Origin of the sequence: Aestuariivirga sp. (genome assembly GCF_020252405.1) — a bacterium.
Taxonomy (GTDB): Bacteria; Pseudomonadota; Alphaproteobacteria; order Rhizobiales; family Aestuariivirgaceae; genus Aestuariivirga.
The window spans coordinates 14717-35984 of record NZ_JADCDA010000025.1; the positions used below are offsets into that span (position 1 = coordinate 14717).

Annotated in this window: 17 protein-coding genes, 1 tRNA gene and 1 pseudogene; 14 read left to right on the top strand and 5 right to left on the bottom strand. The window is 66.1% G+C overall.

What is annotated here, in order from left to right:
- Positions 1 to 124: 124 nt before the first annotated feature.
- A complete protein-coding gene (locus tag IOC69_RS05165) occupies positions 125 to 2065 on the top strand; it encodes an acetoacetate--CoA ligase (protein ID WP_290542470.1) in 1941 nt (646 codons plus the stop codon).
- A gap of 41 nt (positions 2066 to 2106) precedes the next feature.
- On the opposite strand, the gene IOC69_RS05170 is transcribed toward IOC69_RS05165, so the two are convergent.
- Entirely contained in the window at positions 2107 to 3777 is a 1671-nt protein-coding gene (locus IOC69_RS05170) for an iron ABC transporter permease (protein WP_290542471.1), read from the bottom strand.
- Positions 3778 to 3784: 7 nt separating this feature from the next.
- Complete coding sequence (locus IOC69_RS05175) at positions 3785 to 6241, bottom strand: PAS domain S-box protein (protein ID WP_290542472.1); 2457 nt, start codon at positions 6239 to 6241, stop codon at positions 3785 to 3787.
- 208 nt (positions 6242 to 6449) lie between these two features.
- On the opposite strand from IOC69_RS05175, the gene phaP reads away from it, so the two are divergent.
- The 3 genes from phaP (at position 6450) to IOC69_RS05190 (ending at position 7633) form a co-directional block, all read left to right on the top strand.
- Positions 6450 to 6908, top strand: coding sequence for a phasin family protein (gene phaP, locus IOC69_RS05180; protein ID WP_290542473.1), 459 nt, complete (start codon positions 6450 to 6452; stop codon positions 6906 to 6908).
- A 152-nt stretch (positions 6909 to 7060) separates the two neighbouring features.
- Positions 7061 to 7137 (top strand) — tRNA-His (locus IOC69_RS05185).
- A 91-nt stretch (positions 7138 to 7228) separates the two neighbouring features.
- Positions 7229 to 7633 carry a lysozyme inhibitor LprI family protein gene (locus IOC69_RS05190; RefSeq protein ID WP_290542474.1) on the top strand — a complete coding sequence of 135 codons (405 nt, stop codon included), beginning with the start codon at positions 7229 to 7231 and terminating at the stop codon, positions 7631 to 7633.
- A 2-nt stretch (positions 7634 to 7635) separates the two neighbouring features.
- Here the strand turns inward: IOC69_RS05190 and glcF are convergent, their stop codons facing one another.
- The 3 genes from glcF to IOC69_RS05205 are packed head-to-tail and all read right to left on the bottom strand — an operon-like array spanning position 7636 to position 11560.
- Positions 7636 to 8919 carry a glycolate oxidase subunit GlcF gene (gene glcF, locus IOC69_RS05195; protein WP_290542475.1) on the bottom strand — a complete coding sequence of 428 codons (1284 nt, stop codon included), beginning with the start codon at positions 8917 to 8919 and terminating at the stop codon, positions 7636 to 7638.
- Positions 8919 to 10070, bottom strand: coding sequence for a glycolate oxidase subunit GlcE (glcE, locus tag IOC69_RS05200; protein WP_290542476.1), 1152 nt, complete (start codon positions 10068 to 10070; stop codon positions 8919 to 8921). The genes glcF and glcE overlap by 1 nt, the downstream gene beginning before the upstream one ends.
- Complete coding sequence (locus IOC69_RS05205; RefSeq protein WP_290542477.1) at positions 10070 to 11560, bottom strand: FAD-linked oxidase C-terminal domain-containing protein; 1491 nt, start codon at positions 11558 to 11560, stop codon at positions 10070 to 10072. Before IOC69_RS05205 ends, glcE begins: the two co-directional genes overlap by 1 nt.
- A 91-nt stretch (positions 11561 to 11651) precedes the next feature.
- Between IOC69_RS05205 and IOC69_RS05210 the strand changes: the two genes are divergently transcribed.
- From IOC69_RS05210 to IOC69_RS05255, 10 genes and pseudogenes are all read left to right on the top strand, one after another.
- Positions 11652 to 12032: a cytochrome c family protein gene (locus IOC69_RS05210; RefSeq protein WP_290542478.1), complete on the top strand. Its 381-nt coding sequence runs from the start codon at positions 11652 to 11654 to the stop codon at positions 12030 to 12032.
- Between the two features lie 64 nt (positions 12033 to 12096).
- The gene (locus tag IOC69_RS05215) at positions 12097 to 12861 is read left to right on the top strand and encodes a (Fe-S)-binding protein (protein ID WP_290542479.1); all 765 of its coding nucleotides are present in this window, start codon (positions 12097 to 12099) and stop codon (positions 12859 to 12861) included.
- Entirely contained in the window at positions 12861 to 14279 is a 1419-nt protein-coding gene (locus IOC69_RS05220) for a LutB/LldF family L-lactate oxidation iron-sulfur protein (protein WP_290542480.1), read from the top strand. The genes IOC69_RS05215 and IOC69_RS05220 overlap by 1 nt, the downstream gene beginning before the upstream one ends.
- Positions 14276 to 14944, top strand: coding sequence for a lactate utilization protein (locus IOC69_RS05225; RefSeq protein ID WP_290542481.1), 669 nt, complete (start codon positions 14276 to 14278; stop codon positions 14942 to 14944). The genes IOC69_RS05220 and IOC69_RS05225 overlap by 4 nt, the downstream gene beginning before the upstream one ends.
- 82 nt (positions 14945 to 15026) lie before the next feature.
- The gene (locus IOC69_RS05230) at positions 15027 to 15872 is read left to right on the top strand and encodes a fumarylacetoacetate hydrolase family protein (RefSeq protein WP_290542482.1); all 846 of its coding nucleotides are present in this window, start codon (positions 15027 to 15029) and stop codon (positions 15870 to 15872) included.
- 236 nt (positions 15873 to 16108) lie between these two features.
- Positions 16109 to 17755, top strand: a complete 1647-nt coding sequence (locus tag IOC69_RS05235; RefSeq protein WP_290542483.1) for a HisS family protein — start codon at positions 16109 to 16111, stop codon at positions 17753 to 17755.
- On the top strand, positions 17755 to 18894 hold the full coding sequence (locus tag IOC69_RS05240) for an ATP phosphoribosyltransferase regulatory subunit (protein ID WP_290542484.1): 1140 nt from the start codon (positions 17755 to 17757) through the stop codon (positions 18892 to 18894). The genes IOC69_RS05235 and IOC69_RS05240 overlap by 1 nt, the downstream gene beginning before the upstream one ends.
- A pseudogene (gene hisG, locus IOC69_RS05245) lies at positions 18891 to 19571 on the top strand (ATP phosphoribosyltransferase); the annotation flags it as partial. The gene IOC69_RS05240 and the pseudogene hisG, both read left to right, overlap by 4 nt.
- A 75-nt stretch (positions 19572 to 19646) precedes the next feature.
- The gene (locus IOC69_RS05250; RefSeq protein ID WP_290542485.1) at positions 19647 to 19910 is read left to right on the top strand and encodes a hypothetical protein; all 264 of its coding nucleotides are present in this window, start codon (positions 19647 to 19649) and stop codon (positions 19908 to 19910) included.
- A gap of 146 nt (positions 19911 to 20056) precedes the next feature.
- Positions 20057 to 21265, top strand: a complete 1209-nt coding sequence (locus tag IOC69_RS05255; protein ID WP_290542486.1) for a lytic murein transglycosylase — start codon at positions 20057 to 20059, stop codon at positions 21263 to 21265.
- Positions 21266 to 21268: the final 3 nt, after the last annotated feature.

Below are 21268 nucleotides of genomic sequence, written 5' to 3' on the forward strand. Positions count from 1 at the left end.
GATCCAATGGACCCGAAACCTGCTCTGTCTATTCGTTTTGTCGCATTTTCTGCGGTCAACCGGATTCCACTTGACCGGAAAATGCTCCAGAGCCAAGCCCAACCGCCACTCCGGAGTGCCTTACATGACCGAGCCTGCTTTGTGGACCCCCGGCCCCGAAAGGATGGCGGCCTCCAACCTCGCCCGCTTCATGGCGCCGCTGGGCCTTTCCACATTCGACGAGGTGCTGCGCCACTCGCTGGAGCAGCCCGAGGCGTTCTGGTCCCGCCTGTGGGACTTCTGCGGGGTGAAAGCCGAGACGCGGGGCAGCCGGGTTCTGGTCGACGGCACGAAGATGCCCGGCGCGAAGTTCTTCCCCGATGCGCGCCTGAACTATGCCGAGAACATGTTGCGCCGGAACGACCACGCGGATGCGCTGGTGTTCCGCGGCGAGGACAAGGTGAAGCGCCGCATGAGCTGGGCGGAGCTCAACAAGGCGGTGGCGAAACTTCAGCGGGCCTTTGCCGCGGCGGGCGTGAAGGCCCAAGACCGCATCTGCGCCATCCTGCCCAACATGCCGGAAGCGATCGTCTGCTTTCTCGCGGCCTCCTCGCTCGGGGCCATCTGGTCCTCCTGTTCGCCCGATTTCGGCGAGCGCGGCATCCTCGACCGCTTCGGGCAGATCGCACCCAAAATCCTCATCACCTGCGACGGCTATTACTATGCCGGCAAGACCATCCGCACGGGCGAGAAGATCGCAAACGTGCTGAAGGAGCTGAAAAGCGTCGAGCGCACGCTGGTGATCGACTATATCGGCGAGGCCGATGAGGTGGCCAGGACGCTGCCCGGAGGTGTAACGCTCTCGGCCTTCATCGCGGGCCAGACCGATGCGCCGGTCAGCTTCGCGCAACTGCCGATGGATCATCCGCTCTACATCCTTTATTCCTCGGGCACGACGGGTATTCCGAAATGCATCGTGCACGGGGCGGGCGGCATCCTGCTGAAGCATCTCTCCGAGCATGTGCTGAACACGGATATCAAACCCGGCGACAGGCTGTTCTACTTCTCCACCTGCGGCTGGATGATGTGGAACTGGCTGGTCTCTGGCCTCGCGGCGGGCGCAACGCTGCTGCTCTATGACGGCTCGCCCTTCCATCCCTCCGAACGCGCCCTGTTCGACTATGCCGACGAGGAGGGGATGACCATCTTCGGAACCTCCGCCAAATACATCGATGCGGTGAAGAAAAGCGGCCTCGTGCCGAAGCAGACGCACAGGCTCTCAAGCCTGCGCGCCATGCTGTCCACCGGCTCGCCGCTGTCGGCGGAAAGTTTCGACTTCGTCCATGCCGGCATCAAGCAGGATATCCATCTCGCCTCGATCTCCGGCGGCACTGACATCTGCGGCTGTTTCGTGGGCGGCAATCCGCTCTCGCCCGTCTGGCGCGGCGAAATCCAGGGGCCGATGCTGGGTGTCGCGGTCGATGTTTATGACGAGCAGGGCAGGCCGGTGCGCGGCGAAAAGGGCGAGCTCGTCTGCGTGAAGCCCTTCCCGTCGATGCCGGTGATGTTCTGGAACGACCCCGACGGTTCCAGATATCACGATGCCTATTTCGCGCGCTTTCCCGGCATCTGGCGCCATGGCGACTTCGCGGAGATCACGCCGCATGACGGCATGATCATCCACGGCCGCTCGGACGCCACGCTGAACCCCGGCGGTGTCCGCATCGGCACGGCGGAGATCTATGCGCAGGTGGAGCAGGCGCCGGAGGTGATCGAGGCGCTGGCCATCGGCCAGGACTGGGACGGCGACGTGCGCGTGGTGCTGTTCGTCAGGCTTCGCCCCGGCGTGGCGCTGGACGACGGTCTCGTGGCGCGCATCAGGAAGAGGATCCGCGACGGCGCCTCGCCGCGCCACGTGCCGGCGAAGGTCATCGCGGTGGCCGATATTCCGCGCACAAAGTCCGGCAAGATCACCGAGCTTGCGGTGAGGGACGTGGTGCACGGCCGCGCGGTGAAAAACAGAGAGGCGCTGGCCAATCCGGAGGCGCTGGAGCTGTTCGCGGGGATCCCCGAGTTGCGGACCTGACCCCATTGCTCTCCCCCGCCGGGAATGAGGAATAAATTCTGTCAGTTCGCGATGTGCGGCTCGTGCAGGGTGCGCGACAGCAGGATCACGGGAAGCAGGCCCACGGCGACAATGGTGAGTGCGGGAAGCGCGCTTTCCTCCAGCTGGTCGAGCGAGGCCAGCATGAAGACCGAGGTGGCCAGCGTCTCGAAATCGAAGGGGCGCAGGATCAGCGTGGCCGGCAGTTCCTTCATGCAGTCGACGAAGACGAGGAGGGCCGCGGAGGCGAGGGCGGGCTTGAGCAGCGGCAGGTGCACCTCGAGGAAGGCGGCGACGGGGCCGCGGCCCAGCGTGCGCGCCGCGGCGGCGACGCTGGGCGTCACCTTCTGCAACCCCGTCTCGATCGCCCCGAAGGACACGGCGAGGAAGCGCACCACATAGGCGAAGACCAGCGCCGTGACGGTGCCCGACAGCAGGAGACCCGAGGACACGCCCACATGCGCGCGCAGGAAACTGTCCAGCGCATTGTCGAAGGCGGCGAGCGGGATGAGGACGCCGATGCCCAGCACCGTGCCGGGAATGGCATAGCCCGTGGCGGCAAGGCGGATCACCCGCCTGGTGACCCCCGACTGCATGGCGCGGTTCGCATAGCCCAGAACGAGGCCGAGGATGACGGCGCTGATGGCGGCCAGCACGGCGAGCAGAAGCGAATGATAAACGGCGCTGAGATAGGCGGATGACAGCGCATCGGAAAGCCGCGAGGCGGCGAAGTTCATCAGGATCAGCGCGGGCGCCACGAAGCCTATGAGGATGGGAAGCCCGCAGGCGATGACCGCCAGCGCGCGCTGCCAGCCGTTGAGCCGGATGCGGTCCGGCTGGCGCGGGCGCTGGGCGGGCAGCACGAAGGACTGCCGCCGCCGCGCCTGCCGCTCGATCCACAGCAGCACGAAGATGAAGAGCAGCATGACGGCGGAGATCTGAGCGGCCCCGCCGAGGTTCCCCTGGCTGAGCCATGTCGTGTAGACGCCGAGGGTCAGGGTGCGCACGCCGAAAAAGCCGGCGGCGCCGATGTCGTTGAGGCATTCCATCAGCGCCAGCGACACGCCCACCGCGATGCCGGGCCTGGCCAGCGGCAGCGCCACGGCGCGGAAGGCGCCCCACGGCGTGCGGCCCAGCGCGCGCGCCACTTCCAGCTGGGTCGCCGGCTGGCGGATGAAGCTCGCCCGCGCGGTGAGGAAGACATAGGGATAAAGCACCATGGAAAGCACGAAGATGGCGCCGCCGAGCGAGCGGATTTCCGGAAACCAGTAATCGCCCTTTGTCTTCCAGCCCATGAGGGTGCGAAGCGAGGTCTGCAGCGGGCCCGCATAGCTCAGGAAATCGACATAGGCATAAGCGACGATGTAGCCGGGCATCGCCATGGGCAGCAGCGAGGCCCAGACGAAGAGCGGCCGCAGCGGGAAGCGGCACATGGTGACGAGCCAAGCCGTGCCGGTGCCGACGACGAAGGTGATGAGACCCACCCCCGCCATCAGCGCGATGGTGCGCGTGACATAGCCCGGCAGCACGGTGGCGAGGAGATGCGGCCAGACATTCTCGGTGGGGCTCAGCGCCAGCACGATGATGGTGGCCACCGGCAGCACAAGGCCAAGCCCGATGATCAGCGCCGCCGCGGCGAACAGCCTTTCGCTCGCCGGGCGGGGCGGACCCTTTGCGGCAGCGGCGTCAGCCATCGAAATGCTATTCCGCCAGGACGCGGGCAGCGGGAAAGGTGATCTCGGCCAGCGTGCCCTTGCGCGGCTCGCTGGTGAGCGCGAGACAGGCGCGGTTGGCCTCGACCAGCGCTTTGGTGAGCGGCAGGCCGAGGCCCGTGCCCTGCACCTCGCGGCCCTCGGTGAGAACGCGGCCGAAGGGTTCGAGCGCGCCACGGAGCTGGTCCTCGTCCATGCCGATGCCGGTGTCCTTGACGCGCAGCTTCAGCTCGCCACTGCCCAGGAGCTGGGCGGAGACCACCACCTGCCCCCCGGCGTCGGTGAACTTGATGGCGTTGGACACGAGGTTCAGCAGCGCCTGCCGCATGGAGCGGAGGTCGGCCACCACATTGGGAAGGTCCGCCGGCATCGACTTCCGGAGCACCACGCGCGCGGCGGTGGCCTGCTCCTGCGTGAGCCTCAGCACATAGTCGGCGACGTCGCCGGGCGAGACCGCGGCGAAATTGAGCTCAAGTTTGCCGGCCTCGACCTTGGAGAGATCGAGGAGATCGTTGATGAGCGAGAGGAGATGAGCTCCGCTGGCGTGGATGTCCTGCACGTAGCCGCGGTATTTCTCGTTGTCGATCGCGCCGAAGCGGCCGAGCCGCATCACTTCCGAGAAGCCCATGATGGCGTTGAGCGGCGTTCTCAGCTCGTGGCTGACGCTGGCGAGGAATTCGGATTTCTGGCGGCTCGTCGCCTCCGCCCTGTCCTTGGCTTCGCGCAGTTCGGCTTCGGTCTTCTTCCACTGCGTGATGTCGCGCACCACGGCGCAGAAGGCGGCCTGCGAGCGCGTGGCCTGCAGCTTGCCGATGGTGATGAACAGCGGCACGGTGCCGCCCTGGTTCACCAGCGCGGTGACTTCACGCCCGTCATTGAAGACCGAGGCGAGGCCGGGGCCCTGCAGCGCCGCCAGATAGTCGCGCACCAGCCTGCGGCTTTCGGGCGCCAGAAGATCGAGCAGCGGCTTTCCGGCCACTTCGGCGATGCGATAGCCGAAGATCGCCTCCGCGCCGGCGCTGAAGGTGTGGATGCGCGCGTCCTGATCGAGCGTGATGATGCCGTCCGCCGCGGTGTCGAGAATGGCGCGCAGCTCCTGGTCGGCCTCCGCGGCCGGCGCGCGCAGGGGAAGCTGGATCACCTCGGCGCTGGCCCGCGGCGGCTCGGGCGCCGGCTCCGCGGCGGTCATGGCGGCCGCAGCCACGGGGGCCGCCGCAAGGCAGAATTCGGGCCGCTCCCCTTTCGGTTTTTCGGAGGACACGAGCACGAACTGCCGGGCGGGGCCGCCAAGCCAGGGAATCACCACCATTTGCACCTGGGCCTCGATGGCGCGCCCGGCGCCGGTGACGATCTCGGTGCGGGGCAGCGCCTGGCCCAGCTGGCCAAAGCGGTTCGAGAGAGCCTGGTCATTGATCACGTCTTCGCCCGTTTCATACCCGAACAGGCGCGCGGCGGCGGGGTTGGCGAAGAGCAGCTGCCCGTCCTTGGCCACCAGAACGGCTTCGGGCCGGTTTTCCAGCGGCAGGCGCACCTGGTCCGGAATGCGCTGCAGCTTGCGGCGCGGCGGGGCAGGGGGCGGCGCTGCCTCCGCTGCCGGGGGCGGCGCTGCACGCGCGGCGCGGGGCTTCGTCTCGCGGATGTCCGCCTCCGGCGGCTTGCCGGGCTTTTCCACGGCGGCGGGCGCGGGCTGGGAGGCCGCCGCTGCCGGGGACGGAGGCCCCGGTTCGGTGCCGGAAAGTTTGAGTTCCAGGGCGCGGCGCTCCGTCACGTCGTCAAGCAGCAGCATGGCGAAGGCAGCACCCTCCTCCTCGCGGTTCAGCCGGCGGGCGGTGAGCCGGATATCGCGCACGCCAATGCGCACGGCGAGCGCGCGGTGCTGCACCACCGTGCCGGCAGCACCGATGCGGGTGAGCAGTGCATCGGCCTGGGCCTGCTCGCCCAGCAGCTCCGCCAGGTTGCCGCGCTGGTTGACGTCCAGCAGCAGCTGGGCTGCCGCATTGAGGTGGCGGAAGCCGCCGTCGCGCCCCACCAGCATCGCGGCAGAGGGAAGAAGATCGAAAGCGGCGGCCATGTCGGCATCGGCCCGGGGGCCCTCTTCCACGGCGGAGGCGCGGGCCACCGCCAGCACGCCGGGGCGCCCGTCCGCCAGCGCGTGAATCATGCAGCGGCAGGCGATGGGGCCTTCGGCGGCGGCGGAGGGGAAATTCAGCACCACCGTTTCCACCTGGCCGCGGTGCAGGCTGCGGGCCACGTTCATCAACGCCTCCACGCCCGGCTCCTGCACGTCGAAAGGGCGGTCGATCAGGTCGAACAGCGAGGCGCCACCGAAAAAGCCAATGCCCGCGGGGTTGGCCCACACGATGCGCGCGCGGCTCGCGTCCCACAGCCAGGCGGCTTCCGGCACGTTCCTCAGGTCGTCCAGCGTCGGTGTCGCGGCGTCGGCCAAGACTCACCCCAATATGAGAGGCCTTCTGTTTACGATGGCTTAACCAAAAAAATAAAGGAATTCCGCAACATCCCGTTAGTTTTCGCGCCTCTGAACCCGCCCGGCGCAGCTGCGGTGCAATATTTATATTGCGTTGCACAAAAACCTGCCCTATATCCTTTTCCATCAGGCAGGTTGCGCCAAAGCCTGCCCCACAGGAGAAACACCCATGTCAACCAAGAAGGCCAAGCCCGAAATGACCAGTGAAACCGTGACCAAGGCCACCGAACAGGTTGCCGAGCATGTCGCTTCCTTCGCCCAGAAGACCCTTGACCAGGCGCAGGGCGCCTTCGAGAAGGTTTCCGAAGCGGCCCATGGCAATGTGCAGCTCTTCGACGCCGCCGCCAACGCCTACAAGAACCGCGTGACCGACATTCAGCTGAAGTCGATGGAGTTCGTGCAGCTGAACATCAATTCCGGCTTCGCCTTCGCGCGCAAGCTGTTCGCCGTGCGCGACCCGCAGGAAGCGGTGAACCTTCACCAGGACTACTTCAAGGAGCAGGCCGAGACTCTGCAGCGCCAGACCGCCGAGCTTTCCGAGCTGTCGGTTGCGCTCGCCAGGGAGTCGCTGAAGCCGGTGCAGGAGCAGGTGTCGAAGTCCTTCGCCAGCCTCTCCAAGGTTGCCTGATTACATCGCCGATGCCCGGCCGTCCTCCCCGGCCGGCGCGTCGAACTCCCGAGGCCCGCGCGACGCGGGCCTTTTTGCTCGCTTGAAATCCCGTGCGGCTGGGGCTAGGAGTGCCCTCATGCGCGGGGGCCACCGGCCCTTCAGCCCTGTGCGCCGCCTTAGCTCAGTTGGTTAGAGCACTAGATTGTGGATCTAGGGGTCCCCCGTTCGAACCGGGGAGGCGGTACCACCCGACCGGTTTCTGCATGACCGGTTGAAGCAAGCAGGACAATTGCAGCGTTTCTTGCTAACTCGGAGTAAAGTTGCCGTGAGGTTTTGCAATGATGCGCCTGATCGTTCTCATGATTGCCGTTTTCACCATGCTCCACGGGCGCGCCGCACAGGCTGAGGACTGCACTGGCGATGGAACGCAGCTCGATCTCAACCAATGCGCCGCTGATAACTTTGCCGCATCCGACGCTGAACTGAATGCCCTTTACAAGCAGGTCCGGCAGCGGCTTCGCCAGTCTCCGGACAGCGCCAGCCAACTGGTCGTGGCGCAGAAGGCCTGGATCGCTTTCCGTGATGCGGAATGCGATTTCAATGGCATTAACTACGAGGGGGGCAGTATGCAGCCGATGATCATCTGGGATTGTCGTAACCGGCTCACCAGGTTGCGGGCCGATGACTTCAAGCGCTATCTCGCCTGCGGTGAAGATGACTGTCCGGTTCCGCCAGCGCCGTGATGTCAGCCCGGCAGGCGCTCCGGCTTCGGGCCGCCATAGGCCCAGTCGAGCAGCTCCACCGTGTGGAGGATGGGAATCTTCGTGCCCAGCCCGATCTGCGTGATGCAGCCGATGTTGCCGGTGGCGATGGCTTGCGGTGACAGCTGCTCGATGTTCGCCACCTTGCGGTCGCGCAGCCTGGTGGCGATCTCCGGCTGCAGAATGTTGTAGGTGCCGGCAGAGCCGCAGCAGAGGTGGCCTTCCGGCACGTCCATCACGGTGAAGCCGGCGCGGCGCAGCAGCTTCTGCGGCTCCGTCCTGATCTTCTGGCCATGCTGCATGGAGCAGGCGGAGTGATAGGCAAGGCGCAACCCGCCACGCGCTTCCGGCAGGTCCTGCATGATGAGAAATTCGGTCACGTCCTTCGCCTTGGCGCTGATCGCCTTGGCCTTCTCCGCATAGGCCGCGTCATGGCGCAGCATGTGGCCATAATCCTTGATGGTGGTGCCGCAGCCCGAGGCGGTGACGATCACCGCATCGACGTCGGCCTTGGTCCACTGGTCGATCGAGCGCCGGGCGCGGGCCAGCGCATCCGCTTCCTTGCCCATGTGGTGGGTGAGCGAACCGCAGCAGGCCTCCTCGCCCGAAACGACGACCTCGAAGCCAAGCCGGTTCAGCAGCCGGATGGTGGCGGCGTTGATGCCGGGGTCGAGCACGCTCTGCACGCAGCCCATCAGCAGCGCCACGCGGCCTTTCTTCTGTCCCCGCGCGGGATAGATGCCGGGCCGGCCGATGGGCTCCGGCGCCGGCATGCGCTTCGGCGTCAGGCCCAGCAGGGCGGCGATGCGCGTGGCGCCGAAGGACTTCGCCACGGGCGCCAGCGGCGATGCGAGCCTGGCGCCGATCAGCGACAGGCGGAACAGCCTGGGCCGCGGCATGGTGTAGGCCAGCACGTTGCGCAGCAGCCGCTCGAACGGCGGCCTTCTGTAAGTCTCCTCCACATGCGCCCGCGCCTCGTCCACGAGGTGCATGTAATTGACGCCCGAGGGGCAGGTGGTCATGCAGGAGAGACACGATAGGCAGCGGTCGAGGTGCTTCACCGTCTTCGCGTCGGCGGGCTCGCCCGACTCCAGCATGTTCTTGATGAGGTAGATGCGGCCGCGTGGGCTATCGAGTTCGTCGCCCAGCAGCACATAGGTGGGGCAGGTGGCGGTGCAGAAGCCGCAATGCACGCATTTGCGCAGGATCTGGTTGGCGGTGCCGATGCGCGGAGTGGCGAGCTGTTCGGCGGTGAAATTGGTCTGCATCAGAGCCCCCGATACATGCGGCCGGGGTTGAGGATGCGGCGCGGGTCGAAGGCGTCCTTCACCCGGCCGGTCAGCGCCGCGAGGGCGGGCGCCTGCGGCTGAAACACGTCGATGGCGGCGCGGGTCGTTTCAGGCGCACGGATCAGCGTCGCGTGGCCCGCCGTGAAGGCGGAGCGCACCAGTGCCGCCGAGGCGTCATGCGAGGGCGGCACTTCCAGCCAGACGAGGCCTCCCGCCCAGTCGAGAAGATAGCGGATGTCGAGCTTGTCCTTCAGCATACGGATCATGCCCGGCGCATCGGAGGGCGCCACCGAGACGCGCCACAGCGGATGGCCCGGATTCTCCGCGAACATCGCGCCGTCGCGGATCGCCTGCCACTTGGCGGCGGAGCTCTTCGCCGCCATCACCTCGATCGGGCGCCGCAGCGCCTTGCCCAGCCGGTCACGCCGATAAGCGACGGAGGGCGCAATGCCCTCGAGGCGGAGATAGACCGCCTCGCCGGGAATGCAGGCGGCGGCGGAGACTTCGCAGGCCGACTGCATGGCAAGGCTCATCGCCTCGACCGCCTGCGCGTCATCGAGGCCGGAGAGCGCCACCGTCTCTTCCGTTTCCGGAGCGGGCAGCACCTTGAGGATCACCGAGGTCAGGGCCGCGAGCGTGCCCCAGGAACCCGTCAGCAGCTTCGGCATGTCATAGCCCGTCACGTTCTTCACCACGCGCGCCCCGGCCTTGAAAACATTGCCTGCGCCGGTCACGCCATGCACGCCGAGAATGTGGTCGCGCACCGCGCCGGCCTTGATGCGGCGGGGGCCGGAGAGGTTGGACGCCACGAGCCCGCCGATGCTGCCGCTCTGCGCCGCGCCGAGGAGCCTGGAGAAATCCGGCGGCTCGAAGGCCAGCTGCTGGCCGCGCCGGCCGAGCATGCTTTCGATCTCCGACAACCGCGTTCCGGCATGAACGTCGAGGATCAGCTCCTCCGGCTCATAGGCAATGACACCGGTGAAGCCAGACATGTCCAACACCGCCGCCGCCTGCACCGGATGGCCGATGTGGCGTCTGGCGCCGCTGCCGATGATCTCCAGCGGCGCTTGCGCGGCGGCGATCATCCCGCGGAGTTCGGCTTCGGTCGCAGGCTTCAGCACGGCGCTCATCAGAATCTCGGGATCTCCGGGAAGGGCAGCGCGCCACCCTTCACATGCATGCGGCCCAGCTCGGCGCAGCGGTGCAGCGTGGGGAAGACCTTGCCGGGGTTGAGGAGCCCCTTGTCGTCAAAGGCGCATTTGACGCGCATCTGCTGGGCGAGGTCCTGTTCCGAGAACATTTCCGGCATCAGGTCGCGCTTCTCGATGCCCACGCCATGCTCGCCCGTCAGCACGCCGCCCACCTTGACGCAGAGGCGCAGAATGTCCGCGCCGAACTTCTCCGCCCGGTCAAGTTCATCGGCGTCATTTGCGTCGAACAGGATCAGCGGATGCAAATTGCCGTCTCCCGCATGGAAGACGTTGGCGACGCGCAGCCGATGAATGCGCGAGAGCTCCGCCATGCCCTGCAGCACCTCCGGCAGGCGCTTGCGCGGGATCGTGCCATCCATGCAGAGGTAATCGGGCGAGATGCGCCCCACGGCGGGGAAGGCCGCCTTGCGGCCCGCCCAGAACAGCATGCGTTCCTCCTCCGAGGTCGAGATGCGCAAGGTGGACGAATTGTTCGCGCGCGCGATCCCGGAGACGCGCCCGATGAGGTGATCGACCTCCGCCTGCGGCCCGTCGAGCTCGACGATCAGCAGCGCCTCAACGTCCAGCGGGTAGCCGGCATGGACGAAATCCTCCGCCGCATGGATGGCGGGCCGGTCCATCATCTCCATGCCGCCGGGGATGATGCCGGCGGAGATCACGTCGGCCACGCATCGGCCCGCATCCTCGGAGGTCGGGAAGCCCACCAGCACGGCGCGCGCCGTCTCGGGCTTCTGCAATATCCGCACGGTCACCTCGGTGACAACGCCAAGCAGGCCTTCGGAGCCCGTCATCACGCCCAGAAGGTCATAGCCTTCGGAGTCGAGATGCTTGCCGCCCAGCCGGATCACCTCGCCGGTCACCAGCACCATCTCGATGCCCAGCACGTTGTTGGCGGTGAGGCCATATTTGAGGCAGTGCACGCCGCCCGAATTCTCCGCCACATTGCCGCCAATGGTGCAGGCGATCTGGGAGGAGGGGTCCGGCGCGTAATAGAAGCCCTTGTGCTCCACCGCCCTGGTGATGGCAAGGTTGGTCACACCCGGCTGCACCACCGCGCAGCGGTTGGCATAGTCGATTTCGAGGACCCGGTTGAACCTGGCCATTCCCAGCAGGATGCCGTCGGCCAGCGGCAGCGCGCCTCCGGAAAGCGACGTGCCCGCCCCGCGCGGCACCACCTTGATGGCGTTTTCGTAAGCGTATCTCAGAATGGCGGAGACTTGCGCCACCGTCTCCGGCAGCACCACGACGAGCGGCATCTGGCGGTAGGCAGTGAGGCCGTCCGTCTCGAAGGCGCGCATTTCGACGGGGGCCTCGATCACCCCCTCGCCCGGCACGATGCGGCGCAACGCCGCGGCGATGCCCGCACGGCGCCGGATCGCAGATTCGTCGGGGACGGGCATTGTGAGCATGGGTGATCTATTTTCAGCCGGAAGCGTTTCAGGGAACTGAATTAAACCGCGTCCGATCCCCAATGCAACGAAAGATCAACGGAGTGACCCCATGACCCGACTGACGATCGCGCTGTTCAGCCTCCTGGCGCTGCCCGCCGCCGCACTGGCCCAGCAAGCAGGCGATGCCGCCAAGGGCGAGAAAGTCTTCGCCCAGTGCAAGGCCTGCCACGAGGCCGAGAAGGGCGTCAACAAGGTGGGACCCACGCTCAAGGGCATGATCGGCCGCAACGTCGCCTCGGTGCCGGATTACAAATATTCGACCGCCATGCTGGACTACGCCAAAACCCACCCGGTCTGGACGGACGAGCTGTTCCTCACCTATATCGAGAACCCCAAGAAAGAGGTTCCCGGCACCAAGATGGCCTTCGCCGGCGTGAAAAAGCCCGACGACCGCGCCAACCTGCTCGCCTATCTCAAGACCAAGAACTGACGGAAGCCTTGCGGCCTTGCGCGGGGGCTGGCAAGACCATGTCCCCGTCCAACCCCGAGGTTCCATGCCTGAGTCACCCCCCCGCGTCGGCCTGTTCGTCACCTGCCTGGTCGACCTGTTCCGGCCCTCCGTCGGCTTTGCCGCGGTAAAGCTGCTGGAGGATGTCGGCTGCACGGTTGAGGTGCCGGAGGCCCAGACCTGCTGCGGCCAGCCCGCCCACAATTCCGGCGACAGGGCGGATGCCCGGGCGATTGCGCTCAACGTCATCGCCGCCTTCCGGGGCTTCGATTATGTGGTGGTCCCTTCGGGCTCCTGCGGCGGCATGATCGTGAAGCATTATCCGGAATTATTCGACACCGGCTCGGCCGGGCATGAGGAGGCGCTCCACCTGGCGCGGCGCACCCATGAGCTCACCTCCTTCCTCACCCGCGTCATGAAGGTCGACAAGGTGGAGGCCCGGTTCCCGGCGCGCGCCACCTACCACGACTCCTGTTCGGGGCTCCGCGAGCTCGGCATCCGCGAGGAGCCGCGGAAGCTGCTGGCCAGTGTGGAGGGCGTGTCGCTCCGCGAGATGACGGATGCGGATGTTTGCTGCGGCTTCGGCGGAACCTTCTGCGTCAAATATCCCGGCATCTCCGACAAGATGCTGGAAAAGAAGCTGCGCCACATCGAGGCGACCGGGGCGGACACGCTGATCGCCGGCGATATGGGCTGCCTCATGAACATGGCCGGCAAGCTGAAGCGCGTCGGCTCGGCCATAAAGGTCCGCCATGTGGCGGAGGTGCTGGCGGGCGATTATGCAACGCCGCCCATTGCGGAGGCTGAGTGATGACGGAAATGTCCACCACCGCGTTCAAGGACAATGTGGCGAAGGCGCTGGCCGACGACCAGCTGCAATTCGCCATGACTGAGACGGGCCCGCGCTTCATCGCCAAGCGCACCAAGGCCCGCGAGGCGCTGCCCGAGTTCGATCAGCTTCGCGACCAGGCGCGCGGCATCAAGGATCATGTGCTCGACCATCTCGACATCTACCTCGAGCGCTACGAGGCGAAGGTGAAGGAGACGGGCGGCCACGTGCACTGGGCCGAAACGCCGGACGAGGCGCGCGCCGCGGTGCTGGAGATCTGCCGCAAGGCCAATGCGAAGATGGTCACCAAGGGCAAGTCGATGATCTCCGAAGAGATCGACCTCAACAGGCACCTGGAGGAGAACGGCATCACCCCTGTCGAGACGGACTTGGGCGAATACATCATCCAGCTCCGGAACGAGCGGCCCTCGCACATCATCGCCCCCGCCGTGCACCTGACCCGCGGCCAGGTGGAGGCGGATTTCCGCCGCGTCCACACCCACCTCGACCCCGGGCGCGACCTCTCGGAAATCCCCTCGCTCGTCGAGGAAGCCCGCGGCGTGCTGCGGCGGAAATATCTCACCGCCGACGTCGGCATCACCGGCGCCAATTTCCTCATCGCCGAAACCGGCTCCTCGATCATCGTGACGAACGAGGGCAACGGCGACCTGACGCAGACGCTGCCGAAGGTCCACATCGTGCTGGCCTCCATCGAAAAGCTGGTGCCGACGCTGGAGGACGCGACGACGATCCTGCGCGTGCTGGCGCGCTCCGCCACGGGGCAGGAGTTCTCGAACTATACGACCTTCTCGACCGGCGGCCGCCGCCCGGGCGACCCTGATGGCCCCGCCGAATACCACGTCATCCTGCTCGACAATGGCCGCGCAAACGTGCTCGGAACCGAGTTCCAGGACATGCTGCGCTGCATCCGCTGCGGCGCCTGCCTCAACCACTGCCCGGTCTATAATGCGGTGGGCGGCCATGCCTATGGCTGGGTCTATCCCGGCCCCATCGGCTCGGTGGTGACGCCCGCCCTCGTCGGCATCGAGAAGGCCCGCCATCTTCCCAACGCCTCGACCTTCTGCGGCCGCTGCGAGGAAGTCTGCCCCATGCGCATCCCCATCCCCAAAATGCTGCGGCACTGGCGCGAGAAGGAGTTTGAGCGCCACCTGCAGCCCACCACCATGCGCTGGGGCCTCGGCCTCTGGGCCTGGGTGGCGAAGCGCCCGAAGCTCTATCGCAGGGCGACGGCTCTGGCGGCGCGCGTGCTGGCCAACCAGGCGCATGGCAAGGGCCGCCTGAAAAAGGCGCCGCTCGCCTCGGGCTGGACCGAGTTCCGCGATTTTCCCGCGCCTCAGGGCAAGACCTTCCACCGGCTGTGGAAGGAGCGCCGGTCGTGAGCGCGCGCGAGGCGATCCTGGGCCGCGTGCGCGCCCGCATTCCACATGGGCCCGAAGGCGCGCGCCGCGGGGCGGTGGAGCGGCGGATCGCCGAACACCCCCGCAACCTGATCCCGGAGCGCGGGCAGGGCGACCTTGAGCACCGCATCCGTGTTTTCACGGAGATGATGCTGGCCGTTGGCGGCACGGTGGAGGTTGTGGACGACATCAACGACGTGCCGCACCACGCCGCCGTCTACCTGCGTGACGGCAACCTGCCGGCCCGGCTGCGCCGCGGCGCCGATCCGGTTCTCGCGAAGCTGCCCTGGCATCGCGGCGGCGCGCTGGAGGTGACGGAAGGCCCGGCGGCGGATGAGGACCGCGCCTCGATCTCCCGCGCCTTTGCCGGCATCGCCGAGTCCGGCACCATCGTTCTGATCTCGGGCGCGGACAATCCGACGACGCTCAACTTCCTGCCGGAAGCCCATATCGTGCTGCTCGAATCCTCCGCCCTGTTCGCCAGCTATGAGGAGGCGTGGACCAGGTTGCGCGCGCTCATGGGCGAGGGCAACATGCCGCGCACGGTGAACATGATCTCGGGCCCGTCCCGCACCGGCGACATTGAGCAAACCATCGTCAGGCCCGCCCATGGCCCGAAGAATATGCACGTCATCATCGTCCGCTGAGACGCGCTCAAGTGAGCTTTTGACTTGCACGTGATTCAGCGGCATTTTGCGGCGATCGTCATAAAACGGGATGGGACGTCAGATGAAACTTTTGCGTTACGGTGCGAAGGGCAGGGAGAAGCCGGGCCTTCTGGACGGCGAGGGGCGGCTCCGCGACCTCTCCGCGGTGATCCCGGACATCACGGGCGGGACGATTTCCCCCAAGGGCCTCGCCCGGCTGAAGAAGATAAAGCCCGGGTCACTTCCGCTGGTGCGCGGCACGCCGCGGATCGGCGCCTGCATCGCCAATCCGCAGAAGTTCATCGCCATCGGCCTCAACTATTCCGACCATGCGGCCGAGTCCGGCCTTCAGGTGCCGAAGGAGCCCGTGGTGTTCGCCAAGCAAGTGAGCTGCCTGTCGGGTCCCTTCGACGACGTGACGCTGCCGCCCAGGTCCAGGAAGTCGGACTGGGAGGTGGAACTGGGCGTCATCATCGGAACCAGGGCCAAGAACATCAAAAAGGCCGACGCGCTGAAACATGTGGCCGGCTACTGCACCATCAACGATCTCTCGGAGCGCGAGTTCCAGACGGAACGCTCCGGCCAGTGGACCAAGGGCAAGTCCTATGACAGCTTCGGGCCCGTGGGTCCGTGGCTCGTCACGGCGGACGAGGTCAGGGACCCGCAGAACCTCGCCATGTGGCTCGATCTCAACGGCAAGCGCGTGCAGAACGGCTCCACCTCCACCATGGTGTTCGGCGTGGCGCACATCGTGGCCTATCTCTCGGAATTCTTCACCCTCATGCCGGGCGACATCATCACCACCGGCACGCCGCCGGGCGTGGGCATGGGCATGAAGCCCCAGCGCTTCCTCAAGCCGGGAGACACCATGCGGTTGGGGATAGAGGGCCTCGGCGAACAGGCGCAGAAGGTAGTGCGGGACAAGTAAGACTGCCACAGCTTCCCCTTCTCCCGTCGCAACGCGATGGGAGAAGGTCCCCGAAGGGGGGATGAGGGCCTCTTTCCGCGAGTCGTGCTGGTTGAACGAGGCCCTCATCCGGCCTGTCGGCCACCTTCTCCCATCGCTTCGCGACGGGAGAAGGGCACAAGGGCCAAGACCCGGTTATGGTTGCCCCCCGCCCGCCGTTCCTCTAGATAATCCGGCATTCAAGCCGGGTTGCCAGAATGACCAAGGAAAACCGCCCCAGGGCGCGCGTCGCCAGGGGGTTCCGTGACATTTCAGCCGACGAGATCCGCGGCACCCGCCAGATGCTGGCGAAGATCCAGGAGGTCTATGAATCCTATGGCTTCGAGCCGGTGGAGCAGCCCTTCGTCGAATACACCGATGCGCTGGGCAAGTTCCTGCCCGATCAGGACCGGCCCAATGCCGGCGTCTTCTCCTTCCAGGACGATGACGATCAGTGGCTGAGCCTGCGCTATGACCTGACGGCCCCCTTGGCCCGCTACGTGGCCGAAAACAGCCAGAAGCTTCCAACACCTTACCGCAGCTATCGCCAGGGCTGGGTGTTCCGCAACGAAAAGCCCGGCCCCGGCCGCTTCCGCCAGTTCATGCAGTTCGACGCCGACACGGTGGGCTCCGCCTCGCCGGTGGCCGATGCCGAGGTCTGCATGATGGCGGCGGACACGTTGGAGGCGCTGGGTCTCAAGCGCGGCCAGTATGTTATCAACGTCAATAATCGCAAAGTGATCGATGGCGTGATGCAGAGCATAGGCCTTGGTCAAAACGAGTCGCTTGCTCGCAAACTGACTGTTATGCGTGCTCTTGATAAGTTTGACCGCCTGGGGGAACTCGGCGTGAGTCAGCTGCTAGGTGAAGGCCGAAAGGATGAAAGTGGAGATTTCACGCCCGGGGCCGGATTGTCCAAGGATCAGATTGATCCTCTTATTCAACTTCTCCGTTTTGGCAGTGCATTCGACGCCCTGCAACGTGGAGAGCACTTGAGTTCATCGCTGAGCTTCCCGAATCCCTTCGTCCATCCGCCAGCAACTTGGGATATGAATGCCTATGGTCACGCCGAGGAGCTGGAAAGAATTCGAGTATCCATCGCGGGAGTCAATCCTCACAATAAGCGCTATTCGCGCAGTTTTGGCTTTGATGTACTCTCGAGCATCCCTGCTCTTTTCAAGATGAACGATACTCTCGCATCTGGCGTTCACGAACTTGCAGAAATGCAGGATCTCTTCGACAAGGCAGGTTATGGGCCTGAAAGAATTCTGATTAATCCGAGTATTATTCGCGGCCTCGAATACTACACCGGCCCCGTCTTCGAATGTGAACTCCTGATGGAGACGAAGGACGAGGACGGCCGCACCGTGCGCTTTGGTTCCGTGGGCGGTGGCGGGCGTTATGATGATTTGGTGGCGCGTTTCACCGGCCAGCCGGTTCCTGCCACGGGCTTCTCGATCGGCGTGTCGCGTCTCTATTCGGCGCTGAAGCTGGCGGGTCTTGCGCAGGAGTCCTCCACACTTGCGCCCGTCGTGGTGCTCGTCATGGACAAGGAGCGCACCGGCGATTACTGGCGCATGGTGCAAGAGCTGCGCAAGGGCGGCATCCGCGCCGAGATGTATGCCGGAACGGCGGGCATGAAGGCGCAGATGAAATATGCCGACAGGCGTGGCGCGCCCTTGGTGGTGATCCAGGGCGGTGACGAGAGGCTGAAGCGCGAAGTGCAGATCAAGGACCTGCGGCTTGGCGCGGAACTCGCCGGCAACATCGCATCCCGCGCGGAATATGCCTCCCAGCGCCTGGCGCAATTCTCGGTTCCCGAGGCCGATCTCGTCTCCGCGGTGAAGAAGGCGCTGGCGGAGTAATGGCCGGCAAGTCGAGTGCCGAACGCTCCGCGCTGGAGCGCCAGAACGTGGCGCTGATGGCGGTGTTCGAGCGGGGCGGTTTCGACCACATCGCACCCGACATCATCCAGCCCGCCGACATCTTCCTTGAACGCTCCGGCGAGGATATCCGTGCACGGACCTTTGTGTTCACCGATCCCTCGGGCACCGAGATGTGCCTGAGGCCCGACCTCACCGTGCCCGCCTGCCGCTATCATTTGAGCCACGCAAAGGACCCCGCGGGGGAGCGCCGCTATTGCTACTCAGGCCCCGCCTTCCGTTTTCCGGACGAGCTCCTGAGCCCGCGGGAATTCACGCAGGCTGGCATCGAATGGTTCGGCGCGTCCGAACCTATCTCGGCGGAAGCGCGCGTTCTCAAGCTTGCCATTTCCGCGCTCGAAGCCGCGGGCCTCCCGCGCTGCCGCGTGAGCTTTGGCGATCTCGGTCTGTTCTCCGCTCTTCTCGAGGATACCGGCATGCCGGCCCGCTGGCGCCAGCGCCTGCGCCACCACTTCTGGCGGCCCCATGCCTTCCGCGAATTGCTTGACAGTTTCTGCGCGGGCCGCGGCGCGCGCCGCACGTCGGTTTCGCCATTGGTTGACCGCGTCGCGGAGGGCGACGCGCTGTCCGTCGTGGAGGCGGAGATCGGCGCGCGCAACGTCCCGCTCGTTGGCGGGCGCGACCCGCCGGAAATCGCGGCTCGCCTCGCCAACAAGGCGGCCGACCGGCAGGAGACGCCGCTCGCGCGCACCAAGGCCGATACGCTCAACGCCTATCTCGCCATTGCGGGCGGGGCCTCCGCCATCGATGCGCAGTTCGCAGGCATTGCCGCAGGCCCCCGCTTCCAGGCTGCGCGCGACGATTATGCCAGGCGCCTGTTCGAGATGGAGGAGCTGGGCCTCAACCCGCGCCGCTTCCGTTTCGCGGCGGGCTTCGGGCGCGAGCTCGAATACTATACGGGCTTCACCTTCCAGATCGAGGCGGATACGCCGCATGGCGCCGTCGTCGTGGCGGGCGGCGGGCGCTATGACAATCTGCTCTCCGACATGGGTTCGCCCGTGCGTGTGCCCGCCGTTGGGTGCGCCATCCACACGGATCGCCTGAAGGCGGTGCTGGCATGAGCCCGCTGACGCTGGCCATCCCCTCCAAAGGCCGCCTGATGGAAGAGGCTGCCGGGCTGCTTGAGAAGGCCGGCTTCACCATCGACAGGCTCGGCGCCGGCCGCGGCTATCGCGGGCTTGTGCGCGGGCTTGATGGGGTGGAGATCGCCTTCCTCTCCGCCTCGGAGATCGCCCAGAACCTGCGTGACGGGAAAATCGGCCTCGGCGTCACCGGCCAGGACCTGCTCGCCGAGAAGATCGCGCCGGATGACAAGGCCGTTCAGCTGCTCGTCCGCCTCGGCTTCGGCCCGGCGCAGGTCGTCGTCGCGGTGCCGGAGTGCTGGCTTGACGTCGCCACCATGGCCGACCTCGACGAGATCGCCGAAAGCTTCTACGAAAGCCATGGTCGCCGCCTGCGGGTGGCCACCAAGTATCGCAACCTCACCCGCCGCTTCTTTGCGGAAAAGGGTGTGACCGGCTATCGCATCGTCGAAAGCCTCGGCGCCACCGAAGGGGCGCCGGCGGCGGGGATTGCCGAGATCGTTGTCGACATCACGACGACGGGCGCAACTCTTGCCGCCAATGCCTTGAAAATCCTCGATGATGGCGTGATCCTCCGGTCCTGCGCGGTGCTCGCCGGAAGGTCCGCCGCGCTGGATGACCCGCGCGTCCGGCGGCTGGTCGAGGTTCTGTCCGCCATCACCTGAATGTGTGGAGACCTTTTCCGCGTTCGGGGTTATGACTCGGACGATTGTTCAACAGGGAGAAAGCCGATGAAGTCCCTTCTGATGGTCACAGCCCTTCTCGTGGGCCTCTCCACCTCCGCCCAGGCGGAGGACGCCACGGCCGCGCCGCCCCCGCCGCAGGCCCAAACCGCCCTTGCCCCCGCCCAGGACGCGGCAGCGCCGGATGGCCTGCCGCAGAGTGCGCCTGAGCCGGAGGAGGCGATGTCCGCCCCGCTCGATGCCAATAGCCCACCCTCTGCCCGCGGCGGCGGTTGCGGCCATGACAAGTCCACGGTCTATCTTACGAACTGAGCCTTCCCCCCCAGGCAGGCCGGTTCGCCCGCCCCTCCCGCACCCCCCTGCGGGAGGGGTTTTTGCTGCGCCCGGCCTTTAATTTGACCAAGACAGGGCTTAGCGCCAAAGGTCTCACCCAGCGGCAGACGAATCGGGAGACAGGAATGCGGAACCTCAAACTGGCGGCGGCGGCCTTCGTGGCGATGGTGGGGCTGAGCGGCATGGCCCATGCGGGTGCTGCCTGCGGCGACTCGGCTGCGGGCTTCGACGGCTTCATCAAGCAGTTCAGGAAGGAAGCGGCCGCCCAGGGCATCGACGCCAGGGGCCTCTCGGCGCTCGATGGCGTTCAGTATCAGCCGGGCATCATCAAGAAGGACCGGGCGCAGAGCGTGTTCTCGCTCTCCTTCATCGATTTCCAGAAGCGCATGGTCTCCGCCTACCGCATCAAGGAGGGCGCCAACATTCTGCGCCAGAACAAGCAGCTGTTCGATGCGGTCCAGCAGCGCTACGGCGTGCCGGGCGAGGTGCTCATCGCCTTCTGGGCCTTCGAGACGGACTTCGGCAAGAACATGGGCGATTTCGACACCATCTCGTCGCTCGCCACCCTGTCGTGGGACTGCCGCCGGCCGGAGAAGTTCCGCGAGCAGCTGATCGGCGCGCTCAGGCTCTACCAGAACGGCGACCTGGCGCGCGAGGACATGAAGGGCGCCTGGGCCGGCGAGATCGGCCACACCCAGTTCCTGCCCAAGGAATATGTCGAGACCGCCGTGGACTTCGACGGCGACGGCCACCGCAACCTGCGCCTTTCGATCCCCGACGCCATGGCCTCGGGCGCCGCCCTTCTGGTGAAGCATGGCTGGCAGGCCAACCAGCCCTGGCTCGAGGAGGTGCGCCTCACAAAGGACCTGCCCTGGGATCAGGCCGACATCGCCATCCAGCTGCCGCGCAGCCAGTGGGTGAAGTGGGGCGTCACCGGCGTCGACCGCAAGCTCAAGGCTGACAAGTTCCCCGCCTCGCTGCTGTTGCCCATGGGCAAGGACGGTCCGGCCTTTCTCGCCTATGAGAACTTCACCACGGCCTATCTCAAGTGGAACGAGTCCCTCGTCTATGCGCTCACGGCCGGCTATCTCGCCAACCGCATCGCCGGCGCTGGCCCCTTCTATCCCGGCCGCGCGCCGGTTGAGGCGCTGTCCTATGACCAGATCAGGCAGCTGCAGCAGATCCTCGAAGGCAAGGGCTATGATGTGGGCACCGTCGACGGCAAGCTCGGCAAGGCCACGCGCGATGCGGTGAAGCAGGAGCAGATCAAGATGGGCTGGCCGGCCGATTCCTACCCGACCGTCCCCTTCCTCGAGAAGCTGCAAAACGGCTGATCA